The 13,085-nt window shown below is 67.5% G+C and carries 13 protein-coding genes; 7 read left to right on the top strand and 6 right to left on the bottom strand.

Annotated elements, in window-relative coordinates:
- The first annotated feature begins 41 nt into the window (after positions 1-41).
- Positions 42-1,619: a glycine betaine ABC transporter substrate-binding protein gene (locus tag BM004_RS06040; protein ID WP_093211821.1), complete on the top strand. Its 1,578-nt coding sequence runs from the start codon at positions 42-44 to the stop codon at positions 1,617-1,619.
- A 13-nt stretch (positions 1,620-1,632) separates the two neighbouring features.
- On the opposite strand, the gene BM004_RS06035 is transcribed toward BM004_RS06040, so the two are convergent.
- From BM004_RS06035 to BM004_RS06010, 6 genes are all read right to left on the bottom strand, one after another.
- A complete protein-coding gene (locus tag BM004_RS06035; protein ID WP_093211820.1) occupies positions 1,633-3,069 on the bottom strand; it encodes an aldehyde dehydrogenase family protein in 1,437 nt (478 codons plus the stop codon).
- An 88-nt stretch (positions 3,070-3,157) separates the two neighbouring features.
- Positions 3,158-4,492: a glucarate dehydratase gene (gudD, locus tag BM004_RS06030; RefSeq protein ID WP_093211818.1), complete on the bottom strand. Its 1,335-nt coding sequence runs from the start codon at positions 4,490-4,492 to the stop codon at positions 3,158-3,160.
- Between the two features lie 8 nt (positions 4,493-4,500).
- Positions 4,501-4,950, bottom strand: coding sequence for a nuclear transport factor 2 family protein (locus tag BM004_RS06025; RefSeq protein ID WP_093211816.1), 450 nt, complete (start codon positions 4,948-4,950; stop codon positions 4,501-4,503).
- A 69-nt stretch (positions 4,951-5,019) separates the two neighbouring features.
- Entirely contained in the window at positions 5,020-5,931 is a 912-nt protein-coding gene (kdgD, locus tag BM004_RS06020; protein WP_093124832.1) for a 5-dehydro-4-deoxyglucarate dehydratase, read from the bottom strand.
- 156 nt (positions 5,932-6,087) lie between these two features.
- The gene (locus BM004_RS06015; RefSeq protein ID WP_093124829.1) at positions 6,088-7,104 is read right to left on the bottom strand and encodes a Bug family tripartite tricarboxylate transporter substrate binding protein; all 1,017 of its coding nucleotides are present in this window, start codon (positions 7,102-7,104) and stop codon (positions 6,088-6,090) included.
- A gap of 113 nt (positions 7,105-7,217) precedes the next feature.
- Positions 7,218-8,087 carry a FadR/GntR family transcriptional regulator gene (locus tag BM004_RS06010; protein ID WP_093211814.1) on the bottom strand — a complete coding sequence of 290 codons (870 nt, stop codon included), beginning with the start codon at positions 8,085-8,087 and terminating at the stop codon, positions 7,218-7,220.
- A 123-nt stretch (positions 8,088-8,210) separates the two neighbouring features.
- Here BM004_RS06010 and BM004_RS06005 point away from each other — a divergent pair, with 123 nt between their 5' ends.
- The 6 genes from BM004_RS06005 to BM004_RS05980 all read left to right on the top strand — a co-directional run bounded on the left by BM004_RS06005 (position 8,211) and on the right by BM004_RS05980 (position 13,034).
- Positions 8,211-8,972 (top strand): amino acid ABC transporter permease, encoded by a 762-nt coding sequence (locus BM004_RS06005; protein ID WP_093124824.1) that lies wholly within the window; start codon positions 8,211-8,213, stop codon positions 8,970-8,972.
- The gene (locus BM004_RS06000; protein WP_093124821.1) at positions 8,969-9,625 is read left to right on the top strand and encodes an amino acid ABC transporter permease; all 657 of its coding nucleotides are present in this window, start codon (positions 8,969-8,971) and stop codon (positions 9,623-9,625) included. Before BM004_RS06005 ends, BM004_RS06000 begins: the two co-directional genes overlap by 4 nt.
- Positions 9,626-9,689: 64 nt before the next feature.
- Positions 9,690-10,427 carry an amino acid ABC transporter ATP-binding protein gene (locus tag BM004_RS05995; RefSeq protein WP_305727952.1) on the top strand — a complete coding sequence of 246 codons (738 nt, stop codon included), beginning with the start codon at positions 9,690-9,692 and terminating at the stop codon, positions 10,425-10,427.
- A 63-nt stretch (positions 10,428-10,490) separates the two neighbouring features.
- Positions 10,491-11,285 carry a transporter substrate-binding domain-containing protein gene (locus BM004_RS05990; RefSeq protein WP_093124816.1) on the top strand — a complete coding sequence of 265 codons (795 nt, stop codon included), beginning with the start codon at positions 10,491-10,493 and terminating at the stop codon, positions 11,283-11,285.
- A gap of 14 nt (positions 11,286-11,299) precedes the next feature.
- On the top strand, positions 11,300-12,115 hold the full coding sequence (locus tag BM004_RS05985; protein WP_093211810.1) for an NAD-dependent epimerase/dehydratase family protein: 816 nt from the start codon (positions 11,300-11,302) through the stop codon (positions 12,113-12,115).
- A 28-nt stretch (positions 12,116-12,143) separates the two neighbouring features.
- A complete protein-coding gene (locus BM004_RS05980) occupies positions 12,144-13,034 on the top strand; it encodes an SMP-30/gluconolactonase/LRE family protein (RefSeq protein WP_093212047.1) in 891 nt (296 codons plus the stop codon).
- The last annotated feature ends 51 nt before the right edge of the window (positions 13,035-13,085 follow it).

Below are 13,085 nucleotides of genomic sequence, written 5' to 3'. Positions count from 1 at the left end.
GCGGGTACGCCGAACGCGGCGTTGTCTATAAACTGCCCGCGATGCACCTGCCCCGCTGCCTCCGCCTCAGTTTCTGGCGCTTCGCCTTGCTGCTCTCGCTCACCGGGTTCGGCATGGCCGGCGCCGCGCAGGCCGCGGACGACACCTTGCGCGTGGGCTCCAAGCGCTTCACGGAGTCGTACATTCTGGCCGAGCTGCTGGCGCAGACCGCAGCGCCGTACACCGCCTCTGCGCCCGTCGTGCGGCAGGGGCTGGGCAACACGGCCATCGTGTACGAAGCGCTGCGCTCGGGCGCCATCGACCTCTATGCCGAATACACCGGCACCATCGCGCAGGAGATCCTCAAGGGTTCACCCGCCGACACGCGCGAGGCCATGAACGCGTCGCTGGCACCACTCGGCCTGGGCGTGGCCATTCCGCTGGGCTTCAACGACGGCTATGCGCTCGCGGTGCGCGCCGCCGACGCCGACCGGCTGGGCCTGCGCACCCTGAGCGACCTGGCCAAGCACCCCGAGCTCAAGCTCGGCCTGTCGAACGAATTCATCGGCCGCGCCGACGGCTGGAAGGGACTTGCCGCGCGCTACGGCTACACGCAGACGCCGAGCGGCCTGGACCACGGCCTGGCCTACGACGCGGTGGCCGCCAAGCAGATCGACGTGATCGACATCTACACCACCGACGCGAAGATCGACCACCTCGGCCTGCGCGTGCTGGAAGACGACAAGAAGTACTTTCCGCGCTACGACGCCGTGGTGCTCTACAAGCTCGACCTGCCCACGCGCCTGCCGCAGGCCTGGGCCGCGCTGAAGACGCTCGAAGGCAAGGTCGACGAGCACGCGATGATCGCGATGAACGCGCGCGCCGAGCTGCAGAGCGTGCCCTTCGACGTGATCGCGCGCGACTTCCTCGCCGGCAGCGGCAAGGACGCGAAGGCGGACCCGAACGCGCAGCGCAAGGAAGAACGGCGCGGCTTCATGGCCAAGCTCTTCGGCCCCGACCTGTGGAAGCTCGCGCGCCAGCACCTGCTGCTGGTGGCGCTGTCGGTGGGCATTGCCATTCTCATCGGCGTGCCGATCGCGATCCTGGTGTTTCCGCATGTGCGGTTGCGCGCGGTGGTGCTGGGCATGGCAAGCCTGATGCAGACCGTGCCATCGCTGGCGCTGCTGGCGGTGCTGATCTCGATGCTCGGCGCCATCGGTGCCCTGCCCGCGTTGATTGCGCTCACGCTGTACTCGCTGCTGCCAATCATGCGCAACACGGTCACGGGCCTGACCGAGGTGCCCAACGGCCTGCGGATGGCCGGCACCGCGCTGGGCATGACCCCGCCGCAGAGCCTTCAGCTGGTGCTGTTGCCGCTCGCACTGCCGACCTTGCTGGCGGGCGTGCGAACGGCCACGGCCATCGCCATCGGCACCGCGACCATCGCCGCCTTCATCGGTGCGGGCGGGTTCGGTGAGCGCATCGTGACGGGGCTGGCGCTCAACGACCGGGAGTTGTTGATGGCGGGTGCGCTGCCGGCCGCCGCGCTGGCGTTGCTGAGCGAGGCGATCTTCGAACTCATCGAGTTCCTGATGCGCCGCAGGCGGCAAGCTCCGCCGAGCTCGCTGCCTTCGCCTTGAAGACGCCTGGAGATCAGGCCAGCGTGTAGGCCGTCTTCACGGTGGTGAAGAACTCCTGCGCGTACTTGCCCTGCTCACGCGGACCGTAGCTCGAACCCTTGCGGCCGCCGAACGGCACGTGATAGTCCACACCCGCCGTCGGCAGGTTGACCATCACCATGCCGGCCTGGCTGTGGCGCTTGAAGTGCGTGGCGTGCTTCAGCGAGGTGGTGGCAATGCCGGCCGACAGGCCGAACTCGGTGTCGTTGGCGGTGGCCAGTGCCTCTTCGTAGTTCTTCACGCGGATCACGCTGGCCACCGGGCCGAAGATCTCTTCCTTGTTGATGCGCATCGCCGCGGCCGTTTCGCTGAAGAGCGCGGGCGACATGTAGTAGCCGTCGGTCTCCAGCTTCAGCAGCTCGCCGCCGGCGGCCAAGGTGGCGCCTTCGCCCTTGCCGATGGCAACGTACTCCATGTCCTGGTCGAGCTGCGACTTCGAAGAGACCGGGCCCACGTCGGTGCCCTGCGCCAGCGCATCGCCCACCTTGATCCTGGCCATGCGCGTCTTCATCGCCTCGATGAACTTGGGGTAGATGCCTTCGGTCACGATGAGGCGGCTCGACGCGGTGCAGCGCTGGCCGGTGGAATAGAACGCGCTCTGCACGCTGAGCTCCACGGCCTGCGCGAGGTCGGCGTCGTCAAGAATCACCTGCGGGTTCTTGCCGCCCATTTCGAGCTGCACCTTCTTGTGGTTGGTGACGCACTGGATCGCGATGTTGCGGCCCACGCCCACCGAGCCGGTGAAGCTGATCGCGTGGATGCCGGGGTGCTTGACCAGCGCCTCGCCGATCACGCTGCCGCGGCCCATCACCAGGTTGAACACGCCCGCGGGAATGCCCGAGCGGCTGATGATTTCGGAGAGCGCCCAGGCACTGCCCGGCACGAGGTCGGCGGGCTTCAACACCACGCAGTTGCCGAAGGCCAGCGCGGGCGCGATCTTCCAGGCGGGAATGGCGATCGGGAAGTTCCACGGCGTGATCAGGCCGACCACGCCCACCGGCTCGCGCGTGATTTCCACGCCGATGTTGGGGCGCACCGACGGCAGCAGCTCGCCCGACAGGCGCAGGCATTCACCCGCGAAGAACTTGAAGATCTGGCCCGCGCGCGTGGCCTCGCCGATGCCTTCGGCCTTGGTCTTGCCTTCTTCGCGCGCCAGCAGCGTGCCCAGCTCTTCCTTGCGCGCGAGGATCTCGGTGCCGATCTTGTCGAGCGCGTCGGAGCGCGCCTGGATGCTGCCCGTGGCCCAGGCCGGGAAGGCGGCGGTGGCCGCGGCCACGGCGGCATCGACGTGCGATGCGTCGCCCTGCGTGTACTGGCCGAGCACGTCGGACAGGTTGCTGGGGTTGATGTTGGCGCTGTAGCTTGCGCCGGCACGCCATTCGCCGGCGATCAGGTTGTCGAAGTTCTGCATGGGGTGTTCCTTGCTGCTCGATGGAAAGAAAGAAGCCGGAGCGTTGAGGCTCCGGCTGCGGAAAGGGAAAGAAAGGAAGTGTGAACCTTCAGCGAACCATGCAGGGCCGCTTGTTGTCGAAGGTCCAGTTCGGAATCAGGTACTGCATCGCCTGCGCATCGTCGCGCGCGCCCAGGCCGTGCTTCAGGTACAGCTGGTGCGCCTTCTCGACTTCGGCCATGTCGAGCTCCACACCGAGGCCGCCGCGCGTGGGCACCTTCACGAAGCCGCCCTCGATCTGCAGCGGCGCCTTCGTGAGGCGCTGGCCGTCCTGCCAGATCCAGTGCGTGTCGATGGCCGTCACCTTGCCAGGTGCCGCGGCCGCCACGTGCGTGAACATCGCGAGCGACACGTCGAAGTGGTTGTTCGAATGCGAACCCCAGGTCAGGCCCCAGGCCTGGCACAGCTGCGCCACGCGCACCGAGCCCTGCAGGGTCCAGAAGTGCGGGTCGGCCAGCGGAATGTCGACCGACTGCAGCGACAGGCTGTGCACCATCTCGCGCCAGTCGGTGGCGACCATGTTGGTGGCGGTGGGCAGGCCGGTGGCGCGGCGAAACTCGGCCATCACCTCGCGGCCCGAGAACACGCCTTCGGCACCGCACGGATCTTCGGCATAGGCCATCACGCCGTGCAGGTCGCGGCACAGGCGAATCGCGTCCTGCAGCAGCCAGCCGCCGTTGGGGTCGAGCGTGACGCGGGCCTGCGGAAAGCGCTCGTGCAGCGCGCGAATGGCCTCGACCTCTTGTTCGCCGCGCAGCACGCCGCCCTTGAGCTTGAAGTCGGTGAAGCCGTAGCGCGCGTGCGTGGCCTCGGCCAGGCGCACGATGGCCTCGGGCGTCATGGCTTCTTCATGGCGCAGGCGGAACCAGTCGTTGTCGGCGCCGGGGTCGGTCTCGTACGCCAGGTCGGTCTTGGTGCGGTCGCCCACGTAGAAGAGGTAGCCGAGCATCTGCACCGCGTCGCGCTGCTGGCCTTCGCCGAGCAGGGCCGCCACGGGCACTTCGAGGAACTGGCCCAGCAGGTCGAGCAGCGCGGCCTCCACGGCGGTGACCGCGTGGATGGTCACGCGCAGGTCGAAGGTCTGCTGGCCGCGCCCGCCGCTGTCGCGGTTGGCGAAGGCGTGGCGCATGCTGTTGAGCACGGCGTTGTGCTTGCCGATGGGCTGGCCCACGATGAGGCTGCGCGCGTCTTCCAGCGTCTGGCGGATCTTCTCGCCGCCGGGCACTTCGCCCACGCCGGTGCGCCCGGCGCTGTCGGTCAGGATCAGCAGGTTGCGCGTGAAGAACGGGCCGTGGGCACCGCTCAGGTTCATCAGCATGCTGTCGTGGCCCGCGACGGGGACCACGCGCATGGCGGTGACGGTGGGGGTCTGGCTTTGGCTCATCGGATCGATCAGGTGCGTACGGCCTGGCGGGCCAACAGTTTCCAGCTTCCGCCCTGCTTTTGCCAGACCCCGAGGATCTTCAGCGCCACCTTGCCGGGCTTGCCCGAGTCGTTGGTGTCGGCGGCGAGCGTGTGGCGCACGATGGCGGTGTTGGCGTCCACCACCTTGATGGTCTGCTCGGTGATGGCGATGCTGACGAAGTCGGACTTGCCGTCCACCAGGTCGGCGATGAAGCTGGCCTTGGTGTCGACCTTGCCGCCCGAATGGCCGTAGCTCAGGTCGTCGGCCACCAGCGCGCCGAGCGCGGCGGCGGTGGGGTCGATCATGGCGATGCGCAGGCGCTCGGCCGCGGCAGCCACTTCGGGCTGCGCCGAGGCGCCGCCGCCCGCGGGCATCATCGCGCAGCCAGAGACCATCGCGGCCGCGGCGGCCACGAGGAAGAACTTCTTGATGGACATGGGGTCTTGTCTCCGTTGTCGTTTCTTTGCGTCCGTGCGGCCGTTCGGCCAGGGCTCCGGGTGCTCTTTTTACTGCGGGCCGAGCGCGTCGATCAGCGCCTTGAGCTCTTCCATCTCGGCGGGCTTCAGGTCGGTCAGCGGTGCGCGCACGGGGCCGGCGTCGTGGCCGACGATCTTGGCGCCGGCCTTCACGATGCTCACGGCGTAGCCCGGCACGCGGTTGCGCAGCTCGAGGTAGGGCATGAAGAAGTTCTTCAGCAGGTGGTGCTGCGTCTTCAGGTCGTCGGCGGCCACGGCCTTGTAGAAGTCCATGGCGGTCTTCGGGATGAAGTTGAAGACAGCCGACGAATACACCGGCGTGCCCATCGCCTTGTAGGCGGCGGCATACACCTCTGCCGTGGGCAGGCCGCCCAGGTAGGCGAAGCGCTCGCCCATGCGCTGGTAGATGGCGACCATGGCTTCGATGTCGCCGATGCCGTCCTTGAAGCCCACCAGGTTGGGGTTGCGCTCGGCCAGGCCGGCCAGCGTTTCGGGCTTGAGGCGGCTCGATGCGCGGTTGTAGACGATCACGCCGAACTTCACGCTCTTGCACACGGCTTCCACGTGCGCGGCCAGGCCTTCCTGGCCGGCTTCGGTGAGGTAGTGCGGCAGCAGCAGGATGCCGTGCGCGCCGGCCTTCTCCGCGGCTTGCGCGCACTGGATGGCAAAGCGCGTCGGGCCGCCGGCGCCGGCAATGATCGGCACCACGCCGCGGCAGGTGTCCACCGCGGTCTTGATGATGCCGGGGTACTCCTCGCCGGTCAGCGAGAAGAACTCGCCCGTGCCGCCGGCCGCGAACAGCGCGCTCGCGCCGTAGGGCGCCAGCCACTCGAGGCGCTTGACGTAGCTTGGCGCGTTGAAGTCGCCGTTGCTGTCGAAGTCGGTCAGCGGGAACGAGAGCAGGCCGGAGCCCATGATGGTCTTGAGTTCTTGCGGGTTCATGGGGATGAGTCCTGTGAAGATTGAAAGAGAAAGAAGAGATTCAGGAAGCAGCCATGCGGCCGCCGCCGGGCCGCCCCAAGGCGGGCCGCGCCTCCCCCTCGGGGGGTGGCGAATTGCACGGAGCGAAGCGAGTGAAAAGCCGGGGGATCAGCATGGCTAGTCGAGCTTGACGTTGGCTTCCTTGATGACCTGCGCCCAGCGCGCGCGCTCCTTGGCAAAGAACTGGTCCTGCTCGGCAACGGTCATGGTCACGACCTCCGCGCCCTGCCCCGCGAGGCGTGCACGGATGTCGGGTGTGCGGATGATGCGCACCAGCTCGCGGTTGAGCCGCGCGATCACCGCGTCGGGCACGCCGCGCGCGGCCACCACGCCCTGCCAGGTGCCCGATTCGTAGCCGGGCGCGCCCTGCTCCGCGATGGTCGGCACGCTGCCGATCAGCGGCATGCGCGTGGCCTTGGACACGGCGATCAGCTTGAGCTTGCCGGCCTGCACCTGCGGATAGGTGGCGAGCATGCCGTTCATGAGCACCTGGGTCTGGCCCGCGACGGTGTCCAGCACGGCCTGCACGCCGCCCTTGTAGGGCACGTACTCCCACTTCGCGCCGATCTTGCGCTGCAGTTCGATGCCGGCCAGGTGCGCGGTGCTGCCGCTGGCGGTGACGGCGAAGTTGAAGTCGCTTTTCTTGGAGAGTTCGACGAGCTCCTTCAGCGTGTTGGCCTGCACCGAGGGGTGCACCACCAGCAGGTGCGGCGAGTAGGCCAGCATGGACACGCTGCGCAGGTCCTTCGACGGATCGAACGGCAGCTTCGGGTACAGCGACGGGCTGATGGCCAGCGCGCCCATGTCGCACAGCATGAGGGTGTAGCCGTCGGCCGGCGCCTTGGCCAGCAGGTCGGCGCCGAGGTTGCCGTTGGCGCCCGCGCGGTTGTCGATGATGACCGACTGCCCCAGCGCTTCCGACAGCGGCTGGCTGATGGCGCGCGCGATGATGTCCGACGAACCGCCCGGCGGGTACGGAACGATGATCTTGATGGGCTTCGAGGGCCAGGTACCGGTGCCGGCCTGTGCGCCTTGCGCGGCCTGCGAGGCCTGGGCAAGGGCGCGCACAGGCAGGCTGGCGGCCAGTGTGGTGGCGAGGGCAGCGCCCAATGCGCCACGTCGGTTGATGCTCATGCTGTCTCCTGATTTGTTCGATGAAGTCGCGGCCTCGCACGCTCCACCGTGCAAGTTATCAGTCATCGTACAACTAGAAAAACAACTTGTCCAGATTGATGGACAAGAAAAAGTCAGCGGGGGGAGTTGCCGGACGAAGGGCCGCCCTGCCCCGCGCCTGCATCGGCCTTGGCCTTCTGCTGCGCGGCCTCCTGCGCCATGCGCAGCCGCTCGCGGCTGTTGGTCAGGTGGATGCGCATGGCCGCGCGCGCCGACTCGGGGTCGCGCCGCGCAATGGCCGCGTAGATCTCTTCGTGCTCGCGGTTCACGCGGCTCAGGTACGGCGCCCCGCCACCCTCGTGGTTGCGGATGGCGCTGATGCGGGTGCGCGGAATGAGCGTGGTGCCCAGGTGCCGCATGATGTCCGCGAAGTACGGGTTGCCGGTCGACTGCGCAATCTGCAGGTGGAAGCGGAAGTCCGGCCCCACGGTGTCGCCGGCCACGGCCACGTTCTTCTCGAAATCGTCGAGCGCACTGCGCATGGCGACCAGCTGCTCGTCGGTGCGGCGGCTGGCGGCCAGCCCCGCGGATTCGGTCTCCAGGCTGATGCGCAGTTCCAGCACGGCCAGCACGTCCACCGAGGCGGCGATCTCGCCCGGATCGAGGCGGAACACCCCGCTGGCGCGCGGCTGCAGCACGAAGGTGCCCACGCCGTGCAGCGTCTCGACCAGTCCGCCGGCCTGCAGCTTGGAGAGCGCCTCGCGCACCACGGTGCGGCTCACGCCGTAGGCCTGCATGATGGCCGACTCGGTCGGCAGCTTGTCGCCGGGCCGCAGCGACTGGTTGCGGATCTTGTCGCCCAGGTCTTCCACCAGCCCGTGCGCCAAGCCGCGTGCACGCGGCCGCGGCCGGCCCACGAAGGCAGCGCCCGCCGCCGACCCGCCCGGCGCGGTTTCCACCGGCGCTTTTGATACCAAGGGATTACCCGCACTCGACTGAACCATGGTCACGATGATAATCCCCAACTAGTTGTACGACAACAGATAACTTATCACTCAAAATTCCTGGAAGCCGCGCCGCAAGTGCCCCTGCTTCCATGGAAGCACAGCGGTCTGCACGGCACTCACATGAAGTATTCCCTCGACTTCGCTCCGTTGGCATCGTACTGGCCCGTTTTCGTGAACGGCGCGTGGCTGACGCTCAAGATGACCGCGCTGGCCGTGGTGATCGGCGTCTGCGTCGGCACGCTGGTCGCGTTCGCCAAGCGCAGCCACATCAAGCCGCTGTCCCGCGCCTGCACCGTCTACATCGAGATCGTGCGCAACACGCCGTTCCTGGTGCAGATCTTCCTGCTGTATTTCGGCCTCGCCAGCTTCGGCGTGCGCATGCCGACCTTCGCGGCCGCCGTGCTGGCCATGGTCATCAACATCGCGGCCTACGCCGCCGAGATCATCCGCGCGGGCCTCGAGTCGGTGCCGCGCGGGCAGATCGAGGCGGCCGAATGCCTGGGGCTGTCGAAGTGGCGCATCGGCTGGCACGTGATGCTGCAGCCGTCCATCGAGAAGGTGTACCCCGCCCTCACGAGCCAGTTCCTGCTGATGATGCAGGCCTCGGCCATGGCCTCGCAGATCTCGGCCGAAGAGCTCACGGCCATCGCCAACACCGTGCAGTCGGACACCTTCCGCTCGCTGGAGACCTACATCGTGGTCGCGGCGCTGTACCTGGTGCTGTCGCTGTTCATCAAGCTGGTGACCTGGGCGCTGGGCGAGTACATGTTCCGCCGCCGCCGCGTCATTCGCCGCGCCGCCGCGCAGGCCGGCAAGGTGCAACCCGCAGCGGGCGCCGACGCGTCCGCCGCCACGGTCGCCGTGCACGGGAGCGCCGCATGAGCATCGGCCACTTCACCTTCACGCACCTGATGTACCTGGTGCAGTCCATCGGCTGGACGCTGCTGCTGTCGGCGCTCGCCTTCGTGCTCGGCGCGGTCGGCGGCTTCGGGCTGATGCTCGCGCGCATCTCGCCGCGGCCGTGGCTGCGCTGGTTCGCGGTGCTCTACATCGAGTGCATCCAGGGCATTCCGCTGCTGATCCTGCTGTTCATCGTGTACTTCGGGCTGTCGGTGTACGGCCTGTCGCTGCCCTCGCTGGTGGCCGCCGGGCTGGCGATGATGATCTACGTCAGCGCCTACCTGGGCGACATCTGGCGCGGCTGCATCGAGGCCATGCCCAAGCCGCAGTGGGAAGCCGCCGAATGCCTGGCCTTCTCGCGCTGGCAGACGCTGCGCCTGGTGATCATTCCGCAGGCCGTGCGCCTGTCGCTGCCGCCCACGGTCGGCTTCCTGGTGCAGATCATCAAGATGACCTCGCTGGCCTCGGTGATCGGCTTCGTCGAGCTCACGCGGGCCGGCCAGATCATCAACAACACCATCTTCCAGCCCTTCCTGGTTTTCTTCCTGGTCGGCGCTTTCTATTTCGCCCTGTGTTATCCGCTGTCGCGTTGGAGCGAAGCGATGGAGAAGAAGCTCAATGTCGCCAATCGTTAAGCCTATGCCGGGCCGCTCCCAAGAAGGCCTGGCCTCCCCCTCGGGGGGTGGCGAAGCACACGAAGTGGCAAGCCGGGGGGCCATCGTCAAGCTGGACCACGTCTACAAGAGCTTCGGTGCCAACCAGGTTCTGAAGGGCGTTTCGTTCGAGGTCGCCAAGGGCGAGATGATCGCCATCATCGGCGCCAGCGGCTCGGGCAAGAGCACGGCGCTGCGCTGCATCGACCGCCTCGAGGTCATCGACAAGGGCACCATCGAGGTCTGCGGCATCCGCGTCGACAGCCCCGGTGTCGACCTGAAGCAGCTGCGCCTCGAAGTGGGCATCGTGTTCCAGAGCTACAACCTGTTCCCCCACCTCACGGTGCAGGAGAACATCATGCTGGCGCTGCGCCACGTGAAGAAGCAGTCGCGCGGCGAAGCAGCCGACGTGGCCATCCGCGTGCTCGACCAGGTCGGCCTCAAAGCCAAGGCCGACGCCTACCCCGAACAACTCTCCGGCGGCCAGCAGCAGCGCGTGGCCATCGCGCGTTCGCTCGCCATGTCGCCCAAGGTCATGCTGTTCGACGAGGTCACCTCCGCGCTCGACCCGCAGCTCACCGGCGAAGTGCTGCGCGTGATGGAAGACCTCGCGGCCGGCGGCATGACCATGCTGCTGGTCACGCACGAGATGGCCTTCGCCAAGCGCGTGGCCGACCGGATCATCTACATGCACCAGGGCACGGTCTGGGAGACCGGTCCCGGCGAAATGCTCGACGCGCCCAAGACGCAGGAGCTGCGCGCCTTCCTGAACAACGGGCTGTAAGCAGGCAGCCCGGGTCATCAAAGTCATTCACCTCCCATACCAATTCACTCCAGGAGACATTCAATGAAACTCGGCAACCTCTTCACCCGCACCTGCATCGCGCTGGCCCTCGTGGGCGGCGTCGCGCAAGCGGCGATGGCCGACCAGCTCGACGACATCAAGAAGGCCGGCAAGGTGCGCGTGGCCATCGCCATGGGCACGCCGCTGTTCTCCTTCGCCGACGCCAACCTGCAGCCCACCGGCTCCGACGTCGACACCGCCACGCAGCTGGCGAAAGACCTGGGCGTGAAGCTCGAGATCGTCTCGATCACCAACGCCGCGCGCGTGCCCACGCTGCAGGCGCAGCGCGCCGACCTGGTCATTGCCGACCTGTCGATCACGCCCGAGCGCGAGAAGGTCGTCGATTTCTCGGTGCCCTACGCGGTCATCAGCATCATCGTGGGCGGCCCCAAGAGCATCAAGGTGGCCGACTACGCCGACCTGAACGGCAAGCGCATCGGCCTGACGCGCGCCACCGTGAACGACACGCTCACCACGCAGCAGGCCAAGGGCGCCGAGATCGTGCGCTACGAGGACGACGCCACGCTCATCACCTCGATGGTCACGGGCCAGATCGACCTGTTCTCCAGCACGCCGTCGAACCTCAGCGAAATGATCAAGCAGGCACCGGCCAAGAACCTGGAGCTGAAGTTCGGCCAGAAGGACTTCGACCTGGGCATCGCGCTGAACAAGGAACAGCCCAAGCTCAAGGAATGGGTGAACAACTGGGTCGTCGCGAACCAGAAGAACGGCAAGCTGAACGCCATCTACAAGAAGTACCACGGCCGCGACCTGCCGGAACGCATCACCAAACTCTGAACGGACGAGCAACGATGGAAGCCTCGAACAACAAACTCAACAGGCTGCTGCTGACCGGCGCGGCCGGCGGCCTCGGCAAAGTGCTGCGCGAGCGGCTCAAGCCCTATGCCGAGGTGCTGCGGCTGTCCGACATCGCCTCGCTGGCGCCCGCCGCGGACGCGCACGAAGAAGTGCAGCCCTGCGACCTCTCGGACAAGGCGGCCGTCGACGCGCTGGTGAGCGGCTGCGACGCCATCGTCCACCTGGGCGGCGTGTCGGTCGAGCGTCCGTTCGAGGAAATCCTCGAGGCCAACATCAAGGGCGTGTTCCACATCTACGAGGCCGCGCGCCGCCACGGCGTGAAGCGCGTGGTGTTCGCCAGCTCGAACCACGTGATCGGCTTCTACGAGCAGAGCGAACACATCGACGCGCACGCCGCGCGCCGGCCCGACGGCTACTACGGCCTGTCGAAGTCCTTCGGCGAGGACGTGGCGCAGTTCTACTTCGACCGCTGGGGCATCGAGACCGTGAGCATCCGCATCGGCTCTTCCTTCCCCGAGCCGCTCAACCGCCGCATGATGAGCACCTGGCTGAGCTACCGCGACCTGACCACGCTGATCGAGAAGTCGCTGTTCACGCCCGGCGTGAAGCACACGGTGGTCTACGGCATGTCGAACAACCGCGACGTGTGGTGGGACAACAGCGCCGCGGCGCACCTGGGCTTCGTGGCGCAGGACGGCTCGGAGGTGTTCCGCGACAAGGTCGAGCAGCAACCGCCAGTCGCGCCGAGCGACCCGAACGCCATCTACCAGGGCGGCGCCTTCACGGCCCAGGGCCCGTTCGGCGACTGAACGTGAACGCGCCGCACCCCATCCGATGATGCAAGCCGAACTCGTTCTCGACGCGCGCAACGCCACCGGTGAAAGCCCGGTGTGGCACGCCGCGCAGCAGGCGCTTTACTGGGTCGACATTCCGGCGCGCACGCTGAACCGCTGGCACGCGGGCGAAGGCCATGCGCAATGGACGGCGAACGAAATGATCGCCTGCATTGCACCGCGTGCCGACGTGCCGGGCGAATGGATCGCCGGCATGGAAAGCGGCCTGTTCTCGCTGAAGCCGCAGGCCGACGGCACCCTGGCCGCCACGTCGCTCGCGCCCGTCGCGCACGCGGCCCCGGCCATGCGCTTCAACGACGGCCGCTGCGACCGGCAAGGCCGCTTCTGGGCCGGCACGATGCTGCTCGACATGGCCGCCGGCAAGCGCGTCGGCCGCCTCTACAGCCACGCAAAGGGCGACGGCGGCGCCGCCCTGCGCATGGACGACTTGATCGTGCCCAACGGCCTGGCCTTCAGCCCCGACGGCCGCACGATGTACCTGTCGGACTCGCACCCCACGGTGCAGGCCGTCTGGGCCTTCGACTACGACACCGGCAGCGGCACGCCAGGCAACCGCCGCCTGTTCGTCGACATGAAGCCGCTGCCCGGGCGCCCCGACGGCGCCGCCATGGACACCGACGGCTGCTACTGGATCTGCGGCAACGACGCGGGCCTGGTGCACCGCTTCACGCCCGACGGCCGGCTCGACCGCTCGCTGCAGGTGCCGGTGAAGAAGCCCGCCATGTGCGCCTTCGGTGGCCCCGGCCTCGACACCCTGTTCGTGACTTCCATTCGACCCGGCGGCATCGACCTGTCGGACCAACCACTGGCCGGCGGCGTGTTCGCGCTGCGGCCCGGCGCGCAGGGTCTCGCGGAACCCGCTTTCGGCATCTGAGCCTGTTGTTCATCCGCTGCGTTTTCTTTTCATCCACCGAGGAGCATCAAA

The sequence above is a fragment of the Variovorax sp. OK212 genome, assembly GCF_900112425.1.
Lineage (GTDB): Bacteria > Pseudomonadota > Gammaproteobacteria > Burkholderiales > Burkholderiaceae_C > Variovorax.
The sequence above is the reverse complement of the archived record's forward strand: the minus strand, read 5'-3'. Positions and strand labels throughout refer to the sequence as shown.